Below are 26,410 nucleotides of genomic sequence, written 5' to 3'. Positions count from 1 at the left end.
CAGCACGCGCGGATGGGCGGTCCGGGTATTCGCCGTTTCAGATTCTCTCTGCGCCTCTGTGCCTCTGTACTGAACTCTGATGAGCGACGCGCTGCGAACATTTACGTGGAGGACGATCGGCCGCCGGTTGTTTGCGCTGAGTTTTCACAACTGGTACGGCGTTCGGCGCGCGATCCTTCGCGCGTTCGGCGCGAAACTGACTTCGACGAGCCGCGTGCGCCCGAGCTGCATCATCACGCATCCGTGGAATCTCGAAATGGGGCGTGAGAGCGCGATCGGTGATCTCGCGTTCGTCGATTCGAGCGAGCGTGTCGCGATCGGAGATTTCTGCACGGTGAGCCAGCACGCGAAAGTGTTGAGCGCGATCGCGGACGCGCGGGAGAATCCGGGACGAGGGTGCCGCGGCGAAATCCGCATCGAGGACGATGGCTGGGTCGCGGCGGACGCGATGGTTCTTCCGGGAGTGACCGTCGGCGCGGGGGCGATCCTGGGCGCTCGCGCGACAGCGCGGGAATCGCTTGCGTCTTGGACCATGTTTGGGGGAGAGCCGCTTCGGGCGATCGGTCGGCGCGCGAGGCCCGAAGGCAGCGAATAAAGTCGGCAATTCCGCGCGGGGCCGGAAGAACTCGCCGCGGACCTCGAACGTTCAATCAACGATGGGCGGCGCCCGGCCGATGCTATAGTCGGGTCCACGCAGCCGTTGGCTCCGCGTGGGGGTGTTTTCGATTGGGAATGTGGGATCGAAATCGGGTGGGGGGAGCGGATTTGGGGTCGGGTCTTGGCGTCGGTTCTGGGCGTCGGGCTTGGGGGGACATGGAGACGGCGTCGTGCGGATCTGCATTCCCGGCGGTTCGGGTTTCATCGGCCGCTATTTTCACGAGCAATTGACCCCCAAGGGCCACGAAGTGGTCATCTTGGATCTTGTCAAGCCGGAATGGGATATCGGACGCTCACCCTTTTTTCACGGCGACATCCGTGATCCGCAGATCGTGCAGCGGGCTATTCGGGGGTGCGATCGGGTTCTGAACCTTGCCGCGGCGCACCACGATTTCGGCATCGATGAGCGCACGTTCTTCGATGTGAACGAGACCGGCGCGAGAGTGCTCTGTGAATCGATGGACAAGGAAGGAATTCGCGATGTCGGGTTCTACTCGACGGTCGCGGTCTTTGGGAGCGCGCCCGAGCCTCACACGGAGGACGCGCCCAAGCAGCCCGAATCGAATTATGGAAAGAGCAAGCTCGCGGCGGAGCGCGTGTACGAACCGTGGGTGAAGAAGGGCGACGGAAGGCGAGCTCTCATCATCCGACCGACGGTGACATTCGGCCCGCGCAACTACGCGAACATGTATTCGCTGATCCGCCAGGTGAACAGCGGCAAGTTTGTGCTCGTGGGCGACGGCAGCAACATCAAGAGTCTTTCGTACGTCGAGAACATCGTCGATGCGACAATCTTCCTGTGGATGCGCGAAGAGCGCGAGCCGTGGGGCGTGTATCACTTCGTTGACAAGCCCGACCTCAAGAGCCGCGAGATCAGCGAGCAGGTGTACCGGTCGCTCGGAAAGAATCCGCCGAAGTTCCGGATTCCGCTCGGGCTCGCGTGCCTGCTCGCGCTGCCGTTCGACATCGTGATCAAACTGACGGGCAAGAACCTGCCGGTGAGCAGCGCGCGGATCAAGAAGCTGTTCGCGATGCAGACCAAGTTCGAGGCGCAGAAGATCCTCGATGCGGGGTATCGCCCGAAGGTGCCGCTCGCCGGGCCCGACGGCGGCATCGACCGCATGGTGAAGTGGTATCTCGCCGAGGGGCAGCACAAAAAGGCCGTGTGGCACTTGCCTCCGCCCGAGGTGCAGAAGTTCAGCGACGCGGAACCCGCGAGCGCTTCTGCTCCCGCGCGCGGCGCGGTCAGCGCGGCGTGAACGCACAGCACAGCACGAAATCGGAAGCAAGTTTGTTGCGTGTGCTAGTCTGCGCGCATGAAGGTTTCTCATCTCACCCCCATCCTCAACGTCAGAGACGTCGTTGCCAGTATCGCCTGGTTCGAAAAGTGGGGCTGGCGCAAGCTCTGGGCGTGGTACGACAGCGTCCAGATGATGGAGAACGATCACCGATTCCCGGTTTTGCAGCAATCGGGGAGAATCGGCGTGCCGGGGTTTGCGGCCGTCGGCGCGGGCGAGTGCGAAATCTTTCTTTGCCGCGATGGTCAGGGCGGGCGCGGCATGCCGACCGCGACGGATTACGAAGCGACTTCCGTCGGCGTGTGGATGAGCATCTTCGTGGAAGGTGTGAACGAGATCCATGAGTTGTGCGTCAAGGAAGGTTTCAAAGTCCTGATGCCTCCGACGAATCAACCCTGGGGCATGCGCGAATTCCATTTGCAGCATCCGGACGGGCACGTTTTTCGGGTCGGTCAGAGCGCCGGTTGCGAGCCGTAATCGGGGCGGCGCTGCTCGCTACGCTCCGGCATGCCTCGAAACATCTTCGTTTTCTGCGGCAATCCGGTCGAAGGAAGTCTTTGCGCCCAGTTCACCGAGCAATACGCTTCAGGCGCGAAGGCCTCCGGACATGCATGCCGCGTGATGTCCGTTGGCGCGATGACGTTCGATCCGAATCTGCGTCATGGCTATCACAAGCGGCTCGAACTAGAAGCGGATCTGCTGGCGGCGCAGGAGGCGATGCGCTGGGCCGATCATCTGGTATTCGTCTACCCGACGTGGTGGGGCTCGATGCCGGCGCTGATGAAGGGGTTTATCGACCGAACGTTTCTTCCGGAGTTCGCGTTCCGCTATCGAAAAAACTCGGTCTTCTGGGATCGTCTGCTCGCCGGGCGCACGGCGCGGCTCATCGTGACGATGGACGCGCCCTGGTGGTGGGACACGATCGTGAACGGCGCGACCTCGCGCCACACCATGGCGGCGCCGATCCTGAAATTCAGCGGCGTGCGGCCCGTGCGCCAGACCGTGTTCGACCAGGTGAGGCGTTCGACGCCGAAGAAACGGGAGCAGTGGATGGAGCGCGTGCGCCGGCTGGGCGAATCCGCCGCGTGAATCAGGTCTTCCGCGCGCGGACCAATGCTTCGAGATCGCGCGCGACCCGCTCGATGATCGGGTCCCACTCCCAGCGCGCCCGCTGACGATAAATCCTCATCGTGGGGTACCAGGGAGAGTCCGCACGGTCTTTGAGCCAGCGGAAATCCGGCGGGTAGAACGCGAGAAGCCAGACCGGCTTGGCGAGCGCTCCGCCCAGGTGCGCGACCGATGTATCGACGGAGATGAGCAAATCCATCTCATCGAGCGCGCCCGCCGTGTCGGAGAGATCATGCAGGAACGGCGAAAGATCGGTGACTTGCCACGGCAGAACCTCCGGGATCTGGCTCGTCGCGGAGCCCTTGAGAACGGCGTAGAAGCGCGTGTTCGGAACAAGAGATAGCGGCGCGAGCCGAGAAAGCGGAATCGAGCGGTTGGCGTCGTTCTGATTCTTCGGAGAACCCGACCACGCGAGAGCGACTTTGAGAGCGCCGGAGGATTCGCGAAGGCGGGATCGCCATTCTTGCTTCTTGTGCGCGGAAACGACGAAGTACGGAACGCGATTCGGAATCGTCCCGATCGTCGTGCCGAGTTCCGCCGGAAGGCTCATTAGCGCGAGCGAGCGATCGTGCGGAGGAAGCGCCTCATCGAACAGGACGACTTCGTCGATGCCCGGCGCGGTGCGAAGAAGCGGCGCGGTGATGGCGTTGCACTGCACGATTACCCGCGAAGCCGCTTTCTTCACCATCGGCAGGAATCGCGCGAACTGCACAGCGTCACCGAGTCCCTGCTCGCAAAAGATCAGGACCCGAGGCAATGTTCCGTCGGGCAGGTGCTCGCCCACCTTCCAGCGGGGCGCATCACCCTTGCGACCGCCTCCGTTGCGCTCGGCCCAGGTCAGCCTCCACTCGTATTCGCGCCAGCCCTCGGGCATCTCGCCCCGAAGCAGGAGCATGATCGCGCGATTGACGTGCGAGTGAGCGTTGTCGGGCTCGAGCTCGGTGGCTCGCGTGTAGCACCGCAGTGCTTCGGCATCATCGCCGGACTTCTCGTGTGCGACGCCCAGGCCGTTCCAGGCGTCGGCGAGCGTCGGGTCGAGTTCGAGTGCGCGTCGGTAGGCATGCTCGGCTTCAGCCAATCGGTCGCGGATGAGTTCCGCGGCACCCAGCCCGGCGTGGTTGAGCGCATCGTCGGGGGCGATCCGCACCGCCTCCCTTGCCGCGAGCATCGCTTCGTCAAGCCGCACGAGATTCACGAGCGCGACCGAAAGATTCCGGAAAGCGGCCGCGTTTGTCGGATCGAGTTCCGTGGAGCGGCGCAGCTCCGCTTCGGCCTGCTCAAACCTGTTGCAACGAAGGAGAGATGCGCCCAGATTCTGATGTGCCGGGGCCGAATCTGGGGCGTGCGTGAGCGCCCGCCGAAACGCGTCGACCGCTTGTTCGTGCCGCCCCGCCATGGCCAGCGCGACACCGAGTTCCGCGTGCGCTTCGCTCTCAGCGGGATACTGCTCCGCGATCTGCGATGCGGCTTGAACAGCCTCATCCAAGCGGGCCGTCGCGCGCAGCGCCGCGGCACGGGTCGAGAGCGCGGGTCGCAAAGCCGGCGCCAGCGCGAGCGCGGCATCCGCGTACCGGAGTGCTTCCGGCCAGGCGCCGACTTTCGCGAGTGCCGTCGCCAGATTTGAGAGCCCCCCGGCATGCTGCGGCCGAAGCTGTACCGACTCCGCGAACGCGACGACCGCATCCGAAAACCGCTCGCGCTTCAGCAGAGTGATGCCCAGGTTGTTCCAGACGTCGGCAGACCCGCCCCCCTTGGAGATCGCTTCGCGGTAGCGTCCCTCGGACTCCTCGTACCGCCCGGCTTCGCGGAGCGCGTTGCCCAGATTCGAGAAGTAGTGGGGAAAGGCGGATGGGCCCGCCGCGGCGAGCGCCGATTCCATCCGCGCAATCGCGTTCTGAATTCGCCCGCGGGCAAGATCGATCATCCCGGCAAGATGAAGCGCATCGGCATTGTTCGGTTGAGCCCCGAGGACACGCTGATATCCGGCCATGGCGATGTCGAGATTGCCCGCCTGATGCTGGCGCGCCGCCTGCTCAAGTTCGCGCTGGAGCTGGTCCGGCGTCACCCCGTGCCGCCTTTCCTCTTCGGTCGCAGGCTCCTCGAGCAGCCAGGTCGCGAGCGCAGCCTTGTTGAAGTCAAACTCGGGCTGGTCTGCATCGGCGGAGTCCTGCTCGCGGCTACTTGTTTGTTTCAATGGCCTTCGCAAGATCGTCGAGATCTTTCTGCATCGCCTTTTTCATCATGCCCATCATGAGGTACCCCAAAGGGGCGAAGAGCTTCGCGAAGAAAGTCTGCGCCACGGTCCGGGTGTGCATGCGGATCGTGGATCCGGCGCCGGTCGGCTCGATCGAGATTGTCGAGATGAATCGTGCGCCGCAGGAATCGGCTTCGATCGCGTGACTCCGGGGCGGGTCCCACGCGGTGATCTCCATCGTCTCGGTTGCTTCTTTGCCGAACATCACCCGGGTTTCTTTGAAGCGGGTGCCCTTACCGACGGGGCCGGGCGTCAGCACCTCGATCTCTTTGATCGCAGAGATCGCTCTCTCCCAGTTGTTCATGTCGGCGAGAAACGCGAAGACGCGCTCGGGCGGAGCGTTGACCTGCTTGATGAGCGTGCACGCGGGCAAACGGTGCTCCTTGGCTGGAGGCTGGTCGAGTCTACTCCTCGGTCGCGAGCGCCACGAACATCTCGACGCCGGTTGCGATCGCATCGTCGTTGAAATCAAACTCGGGCTGGTGCAGCGTCGCGGGGTTCTTGTCGCCCGGGCGCTGCAGGCCGAGCATGAAAAAGACCGACGGGATCTTCTGTGCGTAGTACGAAAAATCCTCGCCGCCCATGGTCGGCTCGGGGATTCGGTGCACCCCTTTCTCGCCGAGTGTTCGCGTCGCGGTGGCGAACCACTTCTCGGTCAGTGCGGGATCGTTGTACGTGACCGGGTAGCCCTCGTGCCAGTCGATTTGGGCTTTGCAATCGTGCGCCGCAGCGACACCGTTCACGATCTCGAAAAACCGCTTCTTGGCGACCGCACGCGCTTCGGGCGTGAGCGTGCGGATGGTTCCCTGGAACTGCGCATCGCGCGGGATGACGTTGTTCGCGGTGCCGCCCTTGATCATCGTCATGGAGCAGACAATGTTGTCGAAAGGGCTCGAGTTGCGAGCGACCAGTTGCTGCAGGCTGATCAGGCACTGCGCGACGCAGAGGATCGGGTCTTTGGCGTAGTGCGGGTACGCAGCGTGTGATTGCTGGCCCGTGATCGTCACGATCACATCATCCGTCGCGGCAAGCAGCGGACCGGGGCGGGAGCCGACGGCATTCAGCGCGAAAGTCGGCCAGCCGTGCAAACCGTACATGCGTTCGATTTTGGGGCCGAGCACGGTGCCGTCGAGCACGCCGTCCTTGCACATCTCGTTGCCGCCGGCGCCGGATTCCTCGGCGGGCTGAAAGACGAAGTGGATGCCGCGGGCGCGCCGGGAAAGCTTGCTCAGCACGCGTGCCGCGCCGAGCAGCATCGCGACGTGTCCGTCGTGCCCGCAGGCGTGCATGACGCCCGGCACCGTGCTCGCGTATTCCTTTCCGGTGTTCTCCGAGATCGGCAGCGCATCCATGTCGGCGCGCAGCCCGATCGAGGGTTTGCTCTCGGCCGACTTGTCCGTCGGCGGCAGATAGGCGAGAACGCCGGTGCCCTTGGCAAGGCCGGCCTTGAAGGTCAGGCCCGACGGCGCCAGTTTCGCGAGCTCGCGCTGCACGAGCTCGCTCGTGCGCTGTTCCTGGAAGTTGAGCTCCGGGTGGGCGTGCAGATCATGCCGGATCGCGATGAGGGACGCGAGTTCCGCGCCGATCAGCGCTTTCACGTTGTCGTTCATTTTCACTTCCGTCACGCTGCTCGGTTTCGCGGTGGCCGTGGACATGGACAAGGGTAGGAACGAACGCCCCAATTCCCTTCATCCACCTTCGCCCCGATCAGTATCCCGATCAGTGCCCGGATTTCGGCGGTGCACCGTGGCCCGAACTCGATTTCTTTTCGCCGCCGTGCCCGGTTTCCGCCTTCTTGGCAACGTTGAGCTTTTCCGCCATCGCGTCGGAGAGCGCGTACGTCGGCTTTTTCTTGTGGAGTGGCTGTACGCCGGTGATCGGCTCGTCCGACGCGTGCGATGCGTCGGCATGCTCGTCGTGCCGGTGCTCTTTCGCGTTTGGGTTGCTCGCGTGCGGATCGACACCGTGCGGATCGGCCACTTCCGCGTGCGCGCTACCCGGCGAGGGGCCATCAGCGTGCGCGTTGTGCTCGCTCGAAGTCGCTCCGTGTTCGCCGGAGATCAGAGAAGCGGGCGCTTTGTGCGCCACAGGTTTCTCGGGCTTCTGGAACCACAGGTGATATCCCCAGACCACGCCGGCAAGAAACAAACTGTTGAATCCAAGCCAGCCGATAGTGTCGCGGATCATCCGGGGTTTTCCGGCGAGCGGCCCGGCAAGGACGGCGACCAGTTTCCCGGGTGATTTCGCGGGCGTTGCGGCGGTCGGAGCCTCCGCGGTCTCTGGCGTTTCGACCTGACCCTGCGGCTGCGAGGGCGCGTGGGTCGGCGACTGAGCAGTCGGCGGCGAATGGGTTTGCGAAGACGTGGGGGCCGGACCTGGCAACGGCGAGAAAATCGGAGTGGTCGGCGTGCTGACCGATTCCGCAGGCGGTTCCGCCGCGGAATTGGTCTCGGTGGATGCAGATTGAGGCTTTGCAGCGCTTGCGACGGGCTCGGTCGGGGGGGACGCGAGCAACTCGTCGGTGAGTCGCGCGAGTTGATCATCCAGCGCTTCGATGGTTTCTGTTGTTGCCACCGCGGGCTGTTGTGCAGATTGTGCCGGCGTACGGGCATCGCCGGACGGAGCGGAGGCGTTTGAGCCGGACTGTTCCGGCTCGACAAACTGATCCACCAGGGTCTCGACCTGTTTCTCGATCGAGGCGACCGCGGCTTCGGCTGCCTCGCTCGCGGAATCCTTTCGCGCTTCGGCGTCGGTCGTGTTCGTCGGCGCCGGGCCGGAGAGCAGCGCATCGATCTGAGAATCGAGCGAACCCGGTTCGGGCGCGCTGCTTCCCGGCGCGGGAGCGCTCGGTGGCGAGGCGGGCTTTGTGCCGGTTGGCGACATGCGAAATCAGGCTGCCATGCACCAAATCGACGCGATCCGGAGGCCGGTCCAGCCACCCCGACTCTATCGGACCCGATCGGCGTTGGTTTCCCTACAAGAGGCCGATTTCCGGGAGGCTCTCGGACCCTGGGCGAAGGGCGGAAGCAGCCTTCAAAGCCTGCAAACCGTCGGATTCGCTACGCTCGCGCCGTGTCCATGCACCGCATCATCCTGCACGCCGAGAGCCCGCAAAGCCTGGCTCCGGGCGATTGCGTGGCCATCGGGGGTGACGAGGCGCACCACGCGATCCGAGTGAAGCGGCTCGGTGCGGGTGACGTGATCGAAATCCTCGACGGAAGGGGAACGCGCGCCAGAGCGCGGATCCGCGAAACGAGCAAACACGGCAAATCCGATTGGCGGCTCGACGCCGAGGTGATCGAGGCCAAGGAGGAAGCGCGTCCGCAGGTGCGGCTCGAGGTCTTTGCCGCGGCAGCGAAGGGAGACCGGCTCGATGAGATGCTCGAGAGTCTCTCGCAGCTCGGCGTCGATGCGTTCTATCCCTTGTTGTCCGATCACGCGATTGTCGATCCGCGCGAGGCGAAACTCGAGCGGCTCCGGCGCGGCGCGCTCGAGAGCATGAAGCAGTGCGGGCGCGCGTGGCCGATCGAGATCGGCGAGCCGATCGAGATGAAGGACGCGATGAAGCATGTTGAGGGCGCGTTCGCGTGCGTGGCCGATGCGAGCGGCGCAGGTACACCGGAGATTCCGGGCACGATCGCACGCATCGCGGTGTTTGTCGGGCCCGAGGGCGGATGGAGCCCGCGGGAATTCGAAATCTTTCGTGCAAGAGGTTGGCCCTTCATTCGTTGCGCGCCGCATGTGCTGCGGGTCGAGACCGCGGCAATCGCGTGCGCGACGATGCTCATCAACCACCCTTCCCTTCGCCGGTACACTGTTGGTTGATCCGGGGGCAAGGAGATTCTTATGTCGATGCGCGTCTCTTCCGTGGTGCTCGCACTCGTTGTCGCGGCGGGTGCCGCCCCGGTCTCTCGTGTTTGTGCAAATGTCGCCGATGCGCCCTCGACCATCGGGACCAAGCCGATCTCGAGCGAGATCCGCACGCTCGGAGAGCAGGTCGCAAAGAAAGCCGCGGCATACCTGCGCACGCAGCAGGACAAGGCGACCGGCGGTTGGTCGATCCCCGAGAAGGGGCCGAGTTTCCCGGCGATCACGGCGCTTGTTGTGAGCGGTCTCTTGATGGAGCCCGGAGCGACGGTCAGCGATGGGTCGATCTCGCGCGGCATCGCCTTCGTGCTCAGCAAGCAGCAGAAAGACGGCGGCATCTACGACCAGATCCTTCCCAGTTACAACACCGCGATCAGCCTCTCGATGCTGAGCAAGGTTGACACCCCGCAAGCCAAGGCCGCGATCAAGCCGGCGCAGGACTTCCTGAAGGGGTTGCAGTTCGGCGAGGCCGCGAACGCGGGCGCGCACAAGGAATCGCCGGAAGTCGTCGGCAAGGACAACCCGTTTTATGGCGGGTGGGGCTACGGCAGCAAGGCAAGGCCCGATCTGTCGAATGTGTCGTGGGTGCTGCAGGGGCTGCACGACAGCGGGGTGCCCGGCGACGATGAAGCGTTCCAGCGAGCGATCATCTTCCTGCAGCGCACGCAAATGGTGGAAGAGTTCAAAGGAATGAAGATCAACGATCAGCCCTATGCCGAGGGTTCGACGCAGGGCGGGTTCATCTACTCCGCGGGCGCGGGCAAGGCTCACGCCGGCGAAGGCGAAACCAACGGCGGCACGATCGAAGAAACGATGGACGACGGCACCAAGGTCAGCCGTTTGCGCGCGTACGGCAGCATGACCTACGCCGGTTTCAAGAGTTACCTCTACGCCGATCTCAAGCACGACGATCCGCGCGTGCTCGCGGCACTCGGCTGGATCAAGGACAACTACACCCTCAGCGAAAACCCCGGCGTCGGCCTGAGTGGTTATTACTACTACCTCATCACCTTTTCCAAGGCGATGCAGGCATACGGGCAACCCGTTCTCGACGTGCAGGAAGAGTCCGGGCGCATGAAGAAGACCGACTGGCGCGAAGACCTCGTCAAGGCGCTCGCCGCACACCAGAAAAGCGACGGCAGCTTCGAGGTTCTCAACGATCGCTGGAAAGAAAACGATCCGGTGCTGATCACGTCGTATAGCTTGAATGCCATCGGTGATGCGCTGAAGTAGAAAGCGCTCTCGGTCGGGCAATCGGACGCCGCGCTGCTCGCTCGGCATCGCGCACGAAGCCGACTAATCGCGAGCGATCACCAGCATCGTCTGGTCGTCGCTCGGCTTCGCGTCGCCGATGAATGCTTTGAGCGACGAATTGATTTGCTTGATCACGTTCTCCGCGCCGGAAGGCGCGGCAAGGAACGCGGCGCGGATGCGATCGACGCCGAAGAGTTTGTGATCGCTCGACATCCCTTCGCTCACGCCGTCGGTGTAAAGCAGGACCGTGTCGCCGGGTTGCAGTTTGACCTTCGCTTCCGCGGAATCGACGCGCTCGAGGATTCCCAGCGGAGGCCCGCCCTCGAATTCGATCTCGTGCGTTGAACGATCGCGCTTGAGGATCGGAGGCGGGTGGCCCGCGCCGGCGAATCGCAGCTCGCTGGTCTTGGGGTCGTACACCGCGGCGAGCGCCGTCACGAACGAATTACCGATCCGTCGCGAGAAGAGTTTGCGGTTGATTTCTTCGAGCAATTCCCGGGGCTCGGGCAGATGTGTTAAATTCGTGACCACCGCGTGGAGCATCGCGACCACAACCGCCGCCGATGGGCCGTGACCGGAAGCATCGGCGATGAGAAAGCCGAATCGCCCGCTGCCCGCGGGATCGGGAAAGACGTCGTAATAGTCGCCACCCGCGCGATCGAAGGTCGCGTACGCCGCGGCAAGTTCGATGCCCGGAATCTCCGGGAACGACTGGGGCAGGAGGCTGCGCTGGATCTCCGCGATCTGATCGATCTCGTTCTGGATGTACGAAGTTGCTTCTCGCAGACGCTGCGCGATGTTGAGATTGCGAATGACCACGCCGACGAGATTCGATTGAAGAACGACCGTCTCGAGCTGCTCGATCGACCACCGGTCTTCAGGCCCATCGAGCAGGATGAGCCAGTCCGCGGGTTGCGACTTTTCGGGGAGCGGCGTCGCGACGAGCGAGCGGTATCCGGCGGTCCAGTCACCGAGCGTGCTGTCGGCGTCGCCCCGCAGGCGAGCCATCTGCGGCATTTCGTTTGAGGTGACGAGTGCGACAAGCCCGCCTTGCAGAATCGGGTTGTTGTTGAGCTGCCCGTCGTGCGAAATTGGCGTGACGAGTTCCTCGCCGTCCGCCTTGCGCCAGCGCGTGAGGCGAAACGAGCCCTTGGGGCAATCGCGCGTGCGCACCATCACCATGCACGAGCGGCCTCGCACTTTTCCCATCGCCTCGGCGAACTCGTTGATGATCCCCTGGTCGTTGGTCTGGCTGAAGAGTTTGTGCGTGAGCTTGAGCAGCAGCGGGATGCGATCGTTGCTCGACAAGTCGGCCAGCTGCACGCCCGGCAGGTCGGTGTCGTGATAAACCGGAGTTGGAGACGGGTTGGCCGGCATCGTGGGACGGCGAGGAGTAGTGGAGGAGGCGGAAAAAGCGGTCGGGCGGCGGGATCGAAATGCCCGTAAACTCGGGCACTGTACTCGATTTTGAATCCGTAACCAGACGGCGTATTGGCCGAAGGAACCGTATGACAACTTCTCCGACAGTGGCGTCTCCGGCATATCAGGAACTCTGTGCGCTCGCGCGCCGATCGACCGCGCTCGGTTCGATCGGCCAGCTCCTCAATTGGGATCAGGAGACGTACATGCCGCCCGCGGGCGGCGCGTTCCGCGCCGAGCAATCCTCGCTCATCGCCGAGCTGCACCACAAGCAGGCGACCGATCAGCGTGTCGGCGACCTCATCGCGGCGTGCGAGCAGGACAAGAACCTGATTGCGAACAACGCCGTCGCCGCGAACATGCGCGAGTTCCGGCGCGATTACGAGCGCCTCACCAAGCTGCCTTCGGATCTCGTGGCCGAACTCGCGAAAGTCGGGAGCCAGGCGCAGGAAGTGTGGAAGGAAGCGCGCGAGAAGAATGATTTCAACATGTTCGCGCCCTGGCTCGAGAAGATGTTCGACCTCTCGCGCAAGAAGGCGGATTGCTACGGAGCTCCGAAAGATGGCGAACGCTACGACGCCCTGCTGGATGAGTACGAACCGGGCATGACCGCGAAGCAGATCGAGTCGATCTTCACGCCCCTGCGCACGCGATTGACCGATCTCGTGCAGCGCGTCGCAAAGGTCGGAAAGCACCCCGACACCTCGATGCTCAAGCGCCCCATCCCCGCCGAAAAGCAGCACGCGTTCGGATTGATGGTGCTCAAGGCAATGAAGTTCGATCTCGAAGCGGGAAGGCTCGATGTGACGACGCACCCGTTCTGCTCGGGCCTCGCGCCGGGCGACACGCGACTCACGACGCGCTACCGCGACGAATCGTTCACCGATGCGCTCTACGGCACGATGCACGAGGCGGGGCACGGTCTCTACGAGCAGGGCTTGCCAAAAGTCGCCTCGCGCGAAGATCTGTACGGGCAACCGCTCGCGGAGTCGATCTCGCTGGGGATTCACGAGAGCCAGAGCCGGATGTGGGAGAACCTGGTCGGGCGCAGCCGTGAATTCTGGATGTGGGCGCTGCCTCTCGCAAAGAAGGAATACGGAAGCGCACTCGGCAACGTGGACCTCAACGACATCTACAAAGCGGTGAACACGGTGAAACCCAGCCTGATACGCGTCGAAGCGGACGAAGGCACGTACAACATGCACGTCATGGTGCGCTTCGAGATGGAGCGCGCGCTTCTTTCGGGCGCGATGAAAGTCAAGGACGTTCCGGCCGAGTGGAACCGGCGCTACAAGGACTATCTCGGTATCGATATCCCCGACAACAAGCGCGGCTGCCTGCAGGATGTGCATTGGTCGTTCGGGTTGATCGGGTACTTCCCGACCTACACGCTGGGAAATCTCTATGCCGCGCAGTTCTGGGAGACGATCGTGCAGCAGATCCCGGATCTGAAAGCACAAATCTCAAAGGGCGAGTTTGGCGCGCTGCGCGAGTGGCTGCGCGAGAAGATTCACCGGCACGGCAAGCACTATCGCGCGGATGAGCTTTGCAAGAACATCACGGGCAAGCCGCTGAGCGCCGATCCGTTGCTGCGGTATCTCGAGGGCAAGGTGAAGGATGTGTACGGGGTGTGAGGGATGTGGGATGTCGGGATAGCCGATATGAACGCGCACCGATGCCCTTGCGCCTCTGCGACTCTGTGGTGATTCCGGATTTCCGATGAACCCGCGGCACGGCGGGTGCGCTGCACGGTGCGGAGAGTGAGAAACCCGGAGGTGCGATCATGCGGATGGTGCCGTGCACGCTCGTAGCTATCGCGTTGACTTTGATGGGCTGTTCTTCCGCGACCAAGGTCGCGAGCGGGGAGCGGAGCAAGCAACAGTCGGTCGTCATCGAGCCCGAGGAGCTTGCCCAAACGCTCGCCTCCGGCGCGCGGCCGATGCTGCTCGATGCTCGGAAACTCGAGGACTACGGCCCGGCTCACGCGCTCGGTGCGCAGCGGATCGACATCCATGAGTGGACCGACGCGAGCCGCGACGGCGCAGGCCTAAACGACACCGAGGCGTGGTCGATCCGCATCGGCGCGCTCGGAATCGACGGGAATTCTCCGGTCATCGTGTACGACGACGGCGGCATGACATCCGCGGCACGCGCGTGGTTCATCCTGCGCGAGTGCGGGGTGCGGGATGTGCGGGTCGTCAATGGCGGGTGGAGCAACTTGTGTCCGGTGCTCGAACCGAGTTTGGTTCAGGCCGGAAATCCCGGTGAATTCGAGGCGGTGCGGTTTGCCGCGGCGGCGCCGACCCGCGTGACCACGCGCGACGAGCTCAAGCAAATCAGCGCGGCACATTCGAAATCGATCGTGGATGTGCGCACGGCGAATGAATACACCGGAAACATCCAGGCGCAGCCGGGCCGGGAAGCGAGGCGCACGGGGCATGTGCCGGGCGCGACGAACCTGCCTCACAAGCAACTGATCGATGAGCGCGGGAGGCTGCGAAGCGCGGAAGAGCTCCGCGCGATGTTTGCGGCGAGCGGCGCGAGCGATGGCAAGCCGGCGGTGCTGTATTGCCAATCGGGCGGGCGCGCGGCGTTTGCGGCGCTCGCAGCGGAATACGCCGGGCTTTCGGAGACGACGGTCTACTACATGTCGATGGGGGAGTGGCTTGGCGACCCGAGTTGTCCGATCTCCACTTCAAACTGAGTGAATTCAACCGGCTTTGCGTTGCGCAGTTCCCGTCAGCGATCCTTCCGCCTGCAGTTCTTTGACAAGTGCCGCGGCCAGGGTTTCGTACTGATCGAGGGTGTTGTACGCCTGAGCGCTGATGCGGACGATGCGGCGGTCGTTGCCTCCGACACGCCAGATCGGCGCGACGACGCCGTGGTTGTGGATCAGGGCGTCTTGCAGCGGATCGTCATACAAACTGGCCCGGCCCTTCATGTTCTGGGGCGGCTCGGGGAGGATGATCGAGGCCATCGTTCCCAGCATGTTGTCGGGGCAGGAGATTTCAGCGCCGATTGCCTTGGTCACGATCTCGCGGCCTTTCACGATCAGATCGTGATTGCGGCGCATGAGTTCGGACCAGCCGCCGGGGAGCAGGCGGCCGAGGTAGGCGATCGCTTCGGGAACGACGAGGAAGCCGGAGTAATCGAGTGTGCCGTGGTAGTCAAAGTCGCGGAGGAAAAGTTCGCGGTCGTGCCGAACCTTGTTCGCGCGGCTTGAGAGGTAGACGGGGCGGAAGTTTGCCTGTTTTTCCTTGCAAACCTGCAGGAAGGCGGTGCCCTTGGGGGCGCTCATCCACTTGTGGAGGCTGCCGACGTAGTAGGTGGGGTCGAGTTCTTTGAGATCGACGGGGATCTGGCCCGGGCCGTGCGCGCCGTCGACGATGACCTCGATGCCTTTTTGCTTGAGGGCGGGGACGATCCGGCCGACGGGGAAGATGAGCGAACTGCCGCTGGTGATCTGGCTGATCATCGCGAGCTTGGTGCGGGGCGTGACGGCCGCCATGACCGCGTCGAAAACCTGCTCGGGGCTTTGGATCGGGAACGGGACCCTGGCGAAGACGACCTTGACGCCGGCGGTCTTTGCAAGCCGCTCGAGTTCGTTAATGCCCGACTGGTATTCATGGTCGGTCAGGAGGATCTCGTCGCCCGCCTTGAAGTCGGTGCTGCTGAAGATGGAGGCGATGCCCATGGTCGCGTTGGGGACCGGGGCGATGGACGACGGGTCGCAATTGAGGAACGCGCCGAGGACCTCGCGGACGCCGTCGGTCAGGCGCTCGAGATCGACCTTGTAGAAGCGGACCGGTTCGCGCTCCATGCGGGCGCGCATGCGGTTCTGGGCTTCGAGCACCGCCCGCGGCACGGCTCCGTAACTGCCGTGATTGAGGAAGGTGGTCGCGGGGTCGAGATCCCAGTGCGAGGTTTGGAAGCGGATGCGGGAAACGCGGTCAACCGGCGCGGGCGAGGGGGTGGGGGGCGCGGTGAGCAGTTTCTCGTCGATGAGTTGCGAAGCGGGGTTCATGTTGAATTTCACGAATGCGGTATCGGCAAGGCGGCGGCCCTGACTCGAAGCGCCGGCGCACTTTAGACAGAGCAGCAGAAGAGCAGAGCAGCAGAAGAGCAGAGCGGCGGAGGCAGATTGCTGCGGTTGCAGATTGCTGCGGTTGCAGATTGCTGCGGTTGCAGAGGCGCGAAGTCCAAAGTGGCGAACGGGCGCGAAGCCCATCTGCCCCAGCAATCCGAACTGCAAATCTGCGGCTCTGCCGTTCTGCCGCTTTAACAGTGCTGCTCTTCGGCGTGCGGGTCGATGTCGGGTCCGGCGGAGCAGGCGAACTGATAGGTATTCATCTTCTTGATCGGCGGGCTGTAGATATGCAGCGTGATGAGGTCGGTCCCCGGCGATTGAAGATTGAGCACCTGGTGGATGTCCGCATCCTGTGCCGCACAGACGTAGCCCGGGGTCATGGAGTTTGTCGCGGTGGGGCAGACGAGGCCGGAGGGAGTCTGCGAATAGCGGATTTCCGTGCCTGTGCCCTCGACGACGCGGAAGGCACAGGAGCTGCCCTTGTGATCATGGATGGGCGTGCAGTGGCCGCTGCGCCAAGTGAGGGCGAGCAGTTCGTACCACTCGCTGCAACTGATGCGATTGCGCCGGTAGCCGTGCGTTCCGAAGACGAGGATGCCTTCCAGGTCCTGGCGCGTGATAGTCACCTTGGAGAGAAGGCGCGCCAGCACATCGAGCTTGGCTCGTTCGCCCTGAGTATCGAGATAGTCGATCAATTCGGCCAGCTTGGGGAAGCGCTGGGCGGGGGGCAAAGACGGAGTTGTGGTCGGCGAGGTCTGCGTCACGTTCACGCTCCAGTCTAACCGCGGCGGACGACGGTGCCAACACGTGATACGGAAGGACACGCGCGAACAGGCCGCGAAAAGCGCGGTTTACTGACAAATCAGGAGGTTGTACGCCTGTGCGAAGAGCACAAAATCGTCATCGAGCACGAATCCGTCCTGATTGAGGTCGGCGGGACAGGGCTCGGGCTGCAACGGATAGAGCATCGACTCGGGGGTCGGACAGAGCAGTTCGTCGTACGCGTAGAGGAAGTATTGGAAATCCTCGTCATTTACCAATCCGTCGCCGTTGAAATCCGCGGCACAAGTCAGTCGCAGCGTGACATCCTCGGGCAGGTAGTTGAGACGCCAGACGCGGCGGGGGAGCGAGGGCGTGATCGCGGGCAGATTGAAAGCATCAAAGCCCCCGGTGCGAGTCGCGCCGGGGGAGCCATCAACCAGCAAGAAGAGATGTGTCGAGATCGGGTTGTACCCGCCTGTGAGTGCGACGGTGAGCGTGCCTCCGAGGGTGTACGGCTTCTTCATCGCGATGGAGTCGTAGGAGGACGAGCTTGCGAGGTTGAAATCGAAGACGGTGGTGCCCGCGAGCTGCGGCGCTTCTTCGAAGATGAGTTGGCCGGTGCCGCTGGGCGGCGTGCCGGGAGCGATTGTGCCTTCGACGCGGACATTGCCTCCGACTGTGCCGCTGCCTCGGAGGACCTGGCCTGGTGAAAGGGTAAGAAGCTCAGGCGAGACCGGGCCGTCGAGGCGGGCGCGGACGCTCGGGTTTGAGAGCGCGTTGAGGATGATCGAACCGGTTCCCAGAAGGGTCTGCGTGCCGGGGAATGCGAGGCGCGTGGCGACGTTGTCGTTCGTCGGGTTGACCACAATCTCGCTGTCGTTTGTGAACGCGCTGAGTGTGAATGTCGAACCCGCGGCGACATCGATCGGCGTGGTGGTGCGGACGGAGCTTGCCGCGGCGGAGCCGTCAACGGTCAGGCGGCCGCTGCCGGTGCGATCGAACTCGCCGCCGGAGACGGATGAACCGGACCGCAATGCGAGGCGACCGGCGCCGGCGCGGACTCTGCCGCCGGCGGTTTGGGAGATTGCGCTGACGATTTCGAGCGATTGACCGGCCGACCCGGCCACGATGAGCCCGGAGTTGTTCATCGCGGAATAGATGCGGCCTTGGCCGGTGATTGTGTGGCCCGGGGCGTGTGTAATCGTGAAACCGGGCGCGTCGAGCATGGCGCTGTCGAGGTTCGCGGCGTTCGCGTTGAGAATCACCGAGCCGGTCCCTTGCAAGGTGTTGCTCGACGAGGCGCGCAGGCGGCTGAGTTGAAGGTCGCCGGCGGGGTTGATCACGATCTGGCCGTTGTTGGTGAGACCGCCGGTGAAGCGGAGCGTGCTGCCGCCGAGCGCGTGGGCGACGCCCCCGGCGCTGATCGTGAACGCGCTCAGTGTGGCGCTTTCGCCGAGCGGCACGCTGAGGCGACCCGTTCCGAAACTGGAAAACGAGCCGCCGGTCAGGGTCATGTTGTTTGCGAGTTGGAGCGTGGCGTTGCTCGCGGAGGTTGCACCCGCGCCGGAGTTTGTGACGTTTGCAAGGAGCTGGAGCGGCCCGACGGGGTTGTTCGCGGAGATCGCGCCCTGGTTCGTGATCGGGATTGTGATCTTGCCGTTGCCGCGGATCGCGTGCCCGGCGCTATTTGAGAGCGAAACGCCGGAAGCGCCGGAGATGACGGCGGTAGCGGGATCGAAACTGTTCGCGTTGAGCGTGATGTTGCCCGCGCCGGAAGCCGCGGCGTTTTGGGTGAAGAAGAGGCTCGTCTGTGTGTTGTCGCCGGTGGAGTTGATGAGAAGTGTGCCGGCGTTCGAAAGGCCGAGACCATCGACGCGCAGCATCGCGCCGGGCCGAACTTCGATGGTGCCGGAGAGAGCCGTGCCGCGCAGGAGCGGGGATGCGAAGCTCCTGATCCTTCCGAAAGCGCCCGCGCCGGCGCTCAGGCTGCCGCCGGTGACGGTGACGCTGTTTCCGAGCGAGAGGATCGAGCCCGCGGAGGTTGCGCTCATGGACCCGCCACCGGACATATCGACATCGCCGAGCACTTCGAGCTCGCGCGAGGCCACGTTGGCGTTGATGGTGGGGACGCCGGCGAGGGGCGCGTAGATACGGCCCGTGCCGCGGATCGTGTGGCCGGAGCCGATGGTGAGCGTGCCGCTCTCGGAAGCGAGGATTGCTGAATCGAGATCGGAAGGATTGGCGTTGAGCGAGGTGGCGGAAGTGCCGCCGCCGCCGAGCGTTGCTGCGGCAACGGCGATGGCCTGCGTTCCGGAGTTTGCACCGGTGTCGTTGATCTTGAGATCGAACGTGCCCGTCAGCGAGCCCGCGCCGATCTCGAGGCGGGCGCCCGGCGCGACCCCGATGAGTCCGGAGAGAGTCATCGAGGCGAGACCGGCCTGATCGATGGCGCGCAGCGAAGCGCCGGGATTGGCGGTCACCGATCCGCCGCTGAGGCGTGCGCCCTGCGCGAGTTCGAGGATGCCGAGAGTCGCGGCGATGGTGCCGCCGGAGTTTTGCACATCCCCCGCGATCTGGAGTGTTCGGCCGGTGAGATCGGCGGCGATCGCGCCCTGATTGATGATCGGGCCGTAGAGGCGGCCCGCACCGGCGATGGTGTGCCCCGGGCCGTTCGTCCAGTTGAAGCCCAGATCGGGGCTGATGAACGCGCTATCGAGCGTGCTCGCCTCGGCGTTGAGCTCGATGCGTCCGGCGCCACTGATGATGCAGCCCGCGGGGAAGCGGAGCTGGGTGAGGATCGCGGCGCCCGAGTTGTTGATGCGGAGCGTGCCGGAATTGGAAAGACCGGTGTTGAGCCCGGCCGTTCCGACGGCGAGCACGGCCCCCGGGTTCATCGACAGGATCGCGGACGGGTTGGTGATGCTCGTGCCGACGAGGAGCGCGGGGATATCGAGCGTCGCGGTGAGCGCGCCCGCGCCGGCGATGACGGCGGATTCCGGGGGCGTGTTGGGCACATCGTTGGGCGACCAGTTGAGCGGGTTGCTCCAGACGCCGCTGCCCGCGATCCAGGTGCGCGGAGTCTGGGCGTGCGTGGCGGATGCGATCGCTGCGACGGCGAGCGCGGGCAGCCATACCCGGCTCGATCGCGCGGATCTGCATCTCTTTGGAATCCCGGAATGCGCCTGCATTGCTCTCCTCAAGATCGGACACTAGCCCATACCAGTGTGCCACAGGCTTTGGGAAAGCAAAGGGGGGAAAGAAAACGGCGGCGCTGATGGGGCGCCGCCGCGGGTGTGTGTGGTGAGTTCCAGGGAGATGATGTCCGAGAACCAGTTATTGGGGCATGTTCACTGATTGCTTCATTCCGGGCAGAGCAGGATGTCGTACGCGTAGACGAAGAGCTGGAAGTCTGTGTCGTCCACGAAGCCGTCGCCGTTGAGGTCGGCGGGGCATCCGGCGGGCATGGACGGATCGTTGCAATCGAGGATGTTGTACGCGGGAACGAAGATTACGAAGTCGGCGTCGTCCACCACACCGTCGTGATTGAAGTCGGCGACGCAGCCCGACGCGAGCACCGTGATGACGACCTGGGTCGGAGCGCCGATGGGGACGTAGGTGACTGCAATCTGGCGGCCGGCGGGAAACGCGACCGGCACGATGTTGGTAAAGGTTCCGTTGAGGGTCGGAGAGGTGAGCACGGTCCAGCTTTGACCCACGGAAGGGGCGAAGAATGGATCGAAGTAGACGGCGAGATTGCCTTGGAGTGCAACGGGAGTGGAGATGTTGAGGCGTCCCGCGTCGGAAGCGCTCGAGATCGTGGTGCGGATGGTGGCGCCGGGGTTCTGGGTGAAGGTCGAGACGTTGGCAACGCCGGCGTCGAGTGCGAAGACGCCGCTGTTGGCGATCGGAACCGAGGAGGAAACGGTCGCGGGGCCGGTCTTTGCGAACGTACCCGTGTTGATGATGGAGTTGGAGCCGGTGTAGTTCACGAATGTGCCGCTGGACCAGTTGGCGGCGCCCTGGTTATTGAGCGTGAAGGCTTGGAAGTAAAAGGTGCTGACGGCGAGATTGAGCGTGCCGGAGTTGAGGAGCGTGCCGGAGTAGGCGCTCCGATCGCCGCTGGCGATCGAGAAGATGCCGGCGTTGGTGAGCGTGCGGTCGTTGAAGCTGCCTTCGCCGGAAGCCCAGAGAAATCCGTCGCCGGCGATGTTGGATGTGAAGTCATCGGAGAGCCCGAACGTGTTCATCGCGATGGAACCGGGGCCGCCGGAAGCGCCCGGGAAATTGCCCTTGAACGAGCAGCTATTGAAAACCAGCGAGGAGCCGAAGAGCGTGTCCGTGAACGATGCGCCGCTGGGCATGATGGTCGCGTTCTGGAAGGTGGCCGATCCGGCTTTTACGTGGAACACACCCGATTGCGCAAACGGTACCGAGCAGGTCCATGACGTGGCATCGATTTTTTCCATCGTCCCGGAGTTCGCGAGCGAATTTGTCCCGGTGTAGTTGTGCCACGTGCCCTTGTGGAGGCGGAGCGTGCCGGAGTTGGAGAACGCGAGCGTCTGGAAATAGAGGGTGCCGGCGGAAGAAGCATCGAACGTACCGAAATTGGCGAAAGCGCCGGCGTAGATGCTGCGGTCGGTGTCGGCGGAGAGCGTGAAGAGATTGGTATTGGTAAAGGTGTTGGCATTGAGCGAGAGTTCGCCTCCCGCGTAATTCAGGCCGGGTGCGCCGGAGACGTTGCTCGTGAAGGGCGCCGAGAGGAATGTGCCTCCGTACATGACGGCGGATCCGCCGCTGGCGGACGCCGAGAGCTTGCCCTGGAGCGTGCAGTTTTCGATCGCCAGCGTTGCGCCGGACGAGACGGTCACGCTGGAAGACGGAGTGAAATTCAGGGGCGCGCCGAAGCAGCGGAGTGTTCCGGCCTGCACCTGCAGGGGGCCGGAGATCGTGGAAGGGACGTTCAGGTTGAACTGGTCGGCGGTCGTCTTCTTGAGCGTGCCGGAACTCGCCAGCGAATTTGTGCCGGTGTAGTTGTACCAGGTGCCGTTGCGCCATTCGGTCGTGCCGGTGTTGGAGTACGCGGCGGTCTGGAAGTAGAGGATGCTCTGGGTGTTGTATAAAAGAGTGCCGCTGTTGTTGAAAGTCGAGAAATAGAGGCTGCGGTCGCCGATCTGCAGGATCGAAAAGAGGCCCTGATTCGTGAGAACAAAGCCGTTGCTCTGCCAGTCGCCTGAGGGCCAGGAGAAGCCTGTCGATCCGGATGCGTTCACCGTCAGATTGCCGGATTGATAGGTGTTTGTGACCATCTCGACCGCGGCGCCGGAGCCGAGCGAGGGCCCGAATGTTCCCTGGATCGTGGAGTTTGAGAAAGAAAGCAGGGTGCCCGCCCCCAGTGTGGTGGTGGGATTCTGGAAATTCACGGTCGTTCCGTTGAACTGGACGGCGCCTTGGTTGATCGCGACGGTTCCGGCGAGCGTTGCGGGGACGCTGGTGTAGAACGTGTCGGGGCCGAACTTGGTCATTGTGCCGTTGTTGGTCAACGAGTTTGTGCCGGTGTAGTTGACCCACGAGCCCCGGTAGAGCTGCAGATTGCTGTTGTTCACGAACGCGAGCGTCTGGAAGTAGAGGGTGGAGGGCGCGGTAGCGACGAATGCGTTGGAGTTGACGAGCGTGCCGCTATAGAAGCTGCAATCGCCGGGGCTAGACAGGGTGAAAAGGCCGGTGTTGGTGAGCGTGTTGCCCGCGGCGTTCCAGTTGCCCGACACCCAGGAGAAGCCGTTCCCGCCGAACACGTTGGTGGTCAGGTTGCCCGATTGGGCCAGATCGCCGCTGAGTCGGAGTACCCCGGTATTCACGACCGAACCGTTGAGCTTGCCCGAAGACGAGAGGCTCTGCAGGCTCAGGGTCGCGCCGGTGCGGACGATCGTGGACGATGCGTTTCCAAAGGTGAAGTTGTTGCTCTGCAGATTCAGAGTGCCCGCCTGCACATCCAGCACGCCGTTCTGCTGCATCGCGACGGTGTTTGTGAAGGGGTCGGCCGATACCTTGTCGATCTCTCCGGAGTTACTGACGGAATTCGTTCCCGTGTAGTTGAGCCAGGTTCCCCCGTGCCAGGTGGTCAAGCCGGTGTTGTTGAACGCCAGTGTCTGGAAGTAAAGAGTTCCGGGATAGGCGTGCTCGAACGTGCCCGTGTTGTCGATGACGCTGGAGAAGACGCTCCGATCGCCACCTGGATTGAGAAGAAAGGTTCCCGAGTTCGAGAGACCCTGGCCGACGCCGTTGCCGAAATTCACGTTCCCGCCGGACCATGTCGTGGTACTGCTTCCGCCGTTCGAAATGCCGCTGACCGTGACGTCGCCGTTGATGTTGGGTCCTGCGGCGATGTTCACCACCACGAAGTTCGATCCGCCGGGGAAGATCGGGCCGCCGCACCCGACCTGGCCGAAGCCGTTGAAGTACTGCAATTGGGTGTTGGGGCAGTTGCCGCTCTGGAAGAAATCGAACCAATTCGGTCCGGCAGCTCCATCCCAGGTCACAACCTGGCCCAAGCAAGAACCCGCGCAGAGCACCAGCGCCAGAGGCGACACAAAAGCTAATTTTGAAGGCATGGCCACTTCCCGCAAAGAATGGCGGAAATGACGATCGGTGTCCCTCCACCAACCGCACCGCACGCGCACTCAAACTAGTAGGCGGGAGGCAGAATTCCAAGTGAAATCTGGCACATCAATCCGCGCAAAATGGCGAGACCGGGCTCGGAATTCGAGGATCATGGGCAAATCAGTAAGTTGTATGCCGCCACAAACATGACGAAATCGGCGTCGTCGACCTGCGAATCGGTATTCAGGTCGGCCGGGCAGCCGGCGGGCATCTCGGGGTCGGCGCAATCGAGCAGGTTATAGGCGGCGGCAAAAACGACGAAATCGGCATCGTCGACTAGATTGTCGTCGTTTAGGTCGCCGGAACACCCGCAGACCCCTGGAGCGTCGCCGGTTTTCCCCACTGCGGTGGCGCCGGAAGGAACGCAGAGAACGAAGCCGTCGCTGAAGTGCACGCCGATGGTGTGATCGCCGGGGTTCCACGCGACGTACGTTCGGATGCCGCTCTTTTCGAAGACCGCGTAGTGGGGGACGTCGGCGGAGATCGAGGCGTCGACCGCGCCGTAGATATTGAGTGTGTGGATCCACTGGTACGCGCGGGCGCGGGAGTCGCCGTCTTCGAGCGGGAAGTTCGGATTGCCGTTCGCCAGGTTCGCGGCCTGCGTCGGGTTCGCCGTCGCAAGCGCGGACCAGAGGATGCTGTGCCACGACGAGGGGTTGTTGTTCGTCTGTGCCATCAGCAGGCTCCAGTTGTCGAGCATTCCCTGGCGATGGTGGCCGAGGTAGAGCGACGCGGGCGTGACGGGCAGGAAGTTGATGCCGTGGATCTGCGCGGGGTCGCCGGTCCACCACGTGCCGTATGCGACACCATCGCCCCAGACGATGCCGGCGATGGGCTTGGTGAAAGACGGGGGCATCGCGGCGTCGTCGGCGTTGAACCAGTACTGCTGGATCGCGGCCTCTTCCGCGGCGTGCAGGAACATGCCCATGTCGCGGATGGCGGTGTTGCCGGTCGCGGCGCCCCAGAGGGCGACGGCGGCGGCGAAGTTCATCGACTCGGACGACGATTCCTGGTTGTTGCCCGCGGCGAATGCGGCATGGCCCGAGGCCCATGAGTGGCTCGCGTATGGATCGAACCCGCGGAGGAACGGAAAGCGGGTGTCGGCGCGTTCCCAGTTGCTCGCGTCGCGGATGAGCATTTCGACCATCGGGCCGTAGGCGGATGCCCATGCGGGATCGAACTGCGCGATCGCCGCGGCGGCCATGATGAAGTAGCCGTAGTGGAAGTTGTGGTCGTTCATTTCCTGCGCGAGGTTGAACGAGCCGGGGTTTCCGAGGAGCGTGGACCACGCAGAGTGGTAATAAAAATTGCGGGAATCGCTGCCACCGCTGCTGCCGGCGAGGTTGAACTTGAGCCAATCGATGCGGATGAGCTCGCCCGGATAAGGCGTGTTGCAGGAGATGTAGAGGTCGTGGACGCGGTTGTTGGCCGCCAGTGCGCTGACGCCCGCGCCCTGGACATTGAGGTTGATCGTGGTCCAGGCGTTGATGCCGCCGGTGTTGCCGATTCCGGCATCGGAGAGCAGCGGTCCATCGATCGCATCGACGCGGACTTGAAGGAGCCCGCTGCCGGGGATGTCGGAGGCGTAGCGGATGGTCATCCCGTTGGGATCGCCGGATCCGAAATCGACGGCGGAGAGCTTGAACCAGTCGGTGCCGCTCATGTCGATGAGCGCTTTCCCGCCTTCGATGTCGCCGACGGCGACGCCCGAGCCGTCCGTGAAGTCTTCGGCCTGGATTGGGTTGAACGCGCTGCTGTTGTTCGGATTGCTGGTGACGCCGGCGGTGAACCAGTCCGCGAGTTCGGCCTTGAGAAAATCGAGGAAGCGCGTCTTGGCAGCGGTGTGGCCGACCGCGTCGGCGATGTAGAGGAGCTGCGCGACGCGCCCGTACGACTTGCCGCTGTAATAGGTGTCGCCCGCGGTGTTGAGGCTTGTCGCCTGATAGGCCTGATTGACAAGGCTGTAGAGCTGCGTCTGGTTCAGGCCGGTTGCGAGGGGCAGGCGGGGCAGGATTCCGCGATAGGGGAACGAGCAGACAAAGGACGAGGCCGCGGCCTGCTTCATGCTGCCTCGGGAGGTGTTGAACGTGCCGCCGACGGTCGGCTGGGCGCTGTTGATCCACTGGTGGCGGTAGAGCGCGATCAGGGGCTGCGTTTGGGCGCCTTCCTTGACCTCCGTCTGGAAAACAAACGTTGTGTCGATGGCCGAAGTCGCTTGGTTGTAGTTCCAGGAGACTTCGCTGCCGGTGATGAAGACGAAGGCGTGCTGCTCCGCGAGGTCGAGCGAAGCGGTGCTGGCGTCGGGCAGGACGGCGACCGAGTAGTAATCCTTGCCGGCGAGGCTGGAGATCGCGCCCGAGCCTGAAATGGTCCAGGCGGCGCCGGCTGGCGCACAGAGCGCGTACGAAACGCCACCCGCGGTGATGCCGATGATGTTGCCCCGATTGGCGAAGACGGTGGTGCTCGTGCGGAAGATCACGCGGGCGTTGCCGCCCGTGACTTTGCAATAGGCGAAGGGCATGCCGTGGCCCATGGTGACTTCGAGCGAGCGGGTCGCGTCGGCGAAGCGGGCGGTGACGGTCCAGTCTCCCGCAGCAGCGAGGCGGCAATCGGGCGAGTCGAGCCCGTCGACCGAGAGTGCGAGCGCGACGCGCGAGCCGCTGAAGTCATACGAATAGAAATTGGAAGCGACGGAGGCCGAGGGGACGTAGCCGATGCGCATGCCGTCGGAGGCGGGCCTGGCCGAGAGCGGGTGGGGGTGCATGTTCTGCCCCCAGTTGTCACCCCCGTGGCGCGGATAGACGAGGCTCGACCACCATTCGTTGGTGGGGACCGGACCGGTGAAGCCCGGAGCGAGGCGGGGCAGGCAGGGCGCGCCGTCGCCGTTGGTCGGTACCGCGTAGCCGGACGGAACGCCGTCGTAGTAGCTACCCGAACCCGCGGGGGTGATCGGTTGAGCGAGCGAGAGCGGCGAAGCAAGTGACAGTGCGATGACGAAACTGGGGCGAAGCATTTTCGAGATTCCTT

General features: G+C 63.7%; 18 protein-coding genes. 8 read left to right on the top strand and 10 right to left on the bottom strand.

All coding sequences use genetic code 11. The annotated features are described in order from the left end of the window. Positions 1–79 precede the first annotated feature (79 nt). From KF691_16145 to KF691_16130, 4 genes are all read left to right on the top strand, one after another. Entirely contained in the window at positions 80–595 is a 516-nt protein-coding gene (locus tag KF691_16145; protein MBX3390982.1) for a hypothetical protein, read from the top strand. A gap of 232 nt (positions 596–827) precedes the next feature. Next, the gene (locus KF691_16140; protein ID MBX3390981.1) at positions 828–1,916 is read left to right on the top strand and encodes an NAD(P)-dependent oxidoreductase; all 1,089 of its coding nucleotides are present in this window, start codon (positions 828–830) and stop codon (positions 1,914–1,916) included. Positions 1,917–1,973: 57 nt separating this feature from the next. After that, positions 1,974–2,432 (top strand): bleomycin resistance family protein, encoded by a 459-nt coding sequence (locus tag KF691_16135; GenBank protein MBX3390980.1) that lies wholly within the window; start codon positions 1,974–1,976, stop codon positions 2,430–2,432. Between the two features lie 30 nt (positions 2,433–2,462). Further along, entirely contained in the window at positions 2,463–3,044 is a 582-nt protein-coding gene (locus tag KF691_16130) for an NAD(P)H-dependent oxidoreductase (GenBank protein ID MBX3390979.1), read from the top strand. 1 nt (position 3,045) lies between these two features. On the opposite strand, the gene KF691_16125 is transcribed toward KF691_16130, so the two are convergent. From KF691_16125 to KF691_16110, 4 genes are all read right to left on the bottom strand, one after another. Further along, complete coding sequence (locus KF691_16125; GenBank protein MBX3390978.1) at positions 3,046–5,277, bottom strand: tetratricopeptide repeat protein; 2,232 nt, start codon at positions 5,275–5,277, stop codon at positions 3,046–3,048. Then, positions 5,261–5,710, bottom strand: a complete 450-nt coding sequence (locus KF691_16120) for an SRPBCC family protein (protein ID MBX3390977.1) — start codon at positions 5,708–5,710, stop codon at positions 5,261–5,263. Before KF691_16120 ends, KF691_16125 begins: the two co-directional genes overlap by 17 nt. Positions 5,711–5,741: 31 nt before the next feature. Next, complete coding sequence (locus KF691_16115) at positions 5,742–6,992, bottom strand: amidohydrolase (protein ID MBX3390976.1); 1,251 nt, start codon at positions 6,990–6,992, stop codon at positions 5,742–5,744. Between the two features lie 64 nt (positions 6,993–7,056). Further along, on the bottom strand, positions 7,057–8,220 hold the full coding sequence (locus KF691_16110) for a hypothetical protein (GenBank protein ID MBX3390975.1): 1,164 nt from the start codon (positions 8,218–8,220) through the stop codon (positions 7,057–7,059). Positions 8,221–8,409: 189 nt separating this feature from the next. Here KF691_16110 and KF691_16105 point away from each other — a divergent pair, with 189 nt between their 5' ends. Both KF691_16105 and KF691_16100 read left to right on the top strand, forming a co-directional pair. Further along, positions 8,410–9,162, top strand: a complete 753-nt coding sequence (locus KF691_16105) for a 16S rRNA (uracil(1498)-N(3))-methyltransferase (protein MBX3390974.1) — start codon at positions 8,410–8,412, stop codon at positions 9,160–9,162. Between the two features lie 21 nt (positions 9,163–9,183). After that, the gene (locus KF691_16100) at positions 9,184–10,437 is read left to right on the top strand and encodes a hypothetical protein (protein ID MBX3390973.1); all 1,254 of its coding nucleotides are present in this window, start codon (positions 9,184–9,186) and stop codon (positions 10,435–10,437) included. Between the two features lie 63 nt (positions 10,438–10,500). Here the strand turns inward: KF691_16100 and KF691_16095 are convergent, their stop codons facing one another. Continuing rightward, positions 10,501–11,835, bottom strand: a complete 1,335-nt coding sequence (locus KF691_16095) for a PP2C family protein-serine/threonine phosphatase (protein ID MBX3390972.1) — start codon at positions 11,833–11,835, stop codon at positions 10,501–10,503. A gap of 131 nt (positions 11,836–11,966) precedes the next feature. On the opposite strand from KF691_16095, the gene KF691_16090 reads away from it, so the two are divergent. Next, entirely contained in the window at positions 11,967–13,511 is a 1,545-nt protein-coding gene (locus KF691_16090; GenBank protein ID MBX3390971.1) for a carboxypeptidase M32, read from the top strand. Between the two features lie 149 nt (positions 13,512–13,660). Further along, positions 13,661–14,581: a sulfurtransferase gene (locus KF691_16085; protein ID MBX3390970.1), complete on the top strand. Its 921-nt coding sequence runs from the start codon at positions 13,661–13,663 to the stop codon at positions 14,579–14,581. A 6-nt stretch (positions 14,582–14,587) separates the two neighbouring features. On the opposite strand, the gene KF691_16080 is transcribed toward KF691_16085, so the two are convergent. The 5 genes from KF691_16080 to KF691_16060 form a co-directional block, all read right to left on the bottom strand. After that, the gene (locus tag KF691_16080; GenBank protein ID MBX3390969.1) at positions 14,588–15,901 is read right to left on the bottom strand and encodes an aminotransferase class V-fold PLP-dependent enzyme; all 1,314 of its coding nucleotides are present in this window, start codon (positions 15,899–15,901) and stop codon (positions 14,588–14,590) included. Between the two features lie 254 nt (positions 15,902–16,155). Further along, positions 16,156–16,734, bottom strand: a complete 579-nt coding sequence (locus tag KF691_16075) for a cysteine dioxygenase family protein (GenBank protein MBX3390968.1) — start codon at positions 16,732–16,734, stop codon at positions 16,156–16,158. Between the two features lie 81 nt (positions 16,735–16,815). Continuing rightward, the gene (locus KF691_16070) at positions 16,816–19,914 is read right to left on the bottom strand and encodes a hypothetical protein (GenBank protein ID MBX3390967.1); all 3,099 of its coding nucleotides are present in this window, start codon (positions 19,912–19,914) and stop codon (positions 16,816–16,818) included. A gap of 171 nt (positions 19,915–20,085) precedes the next feature. Next, on the bottom strand, positions 20,086–23,334 hold the full coding sequence (locus KF691_16065) for a hypothetical protein (GenBank protein MBX3390966.1): 3,249 nt from the start codon (positions 23,332–23,334) through the stop codon (positions 20,086–20,088). A 158-nt stretch (positions 23,335–23,492) separates the two neighbouring features. Next, on the bottom strand, positions 23,493–26,396 hold the full coding sequence (locus tag KF691_16060) for a carbohydrate-binding protein (protein MBX3390965.1): 2,904 nt from the start codon (positions 26,394–26,396) through the stop codon (positions 23,493–23,495). Positions 26,397–26,410: the final 14 nt, after the last annotated feature.

This window comes from Phycisphaeraceae bacterium (assembly GCA_019636555.1).
Classification (GTDB): domain Bacteria; phylum Planctomycetota; class Phycisphaerae; order Phycisphaerales; family UBA1924; genus JAFEBO01.
This window is presented reverse-complemented; position numbering and strand designations above follow the sequence as displayed.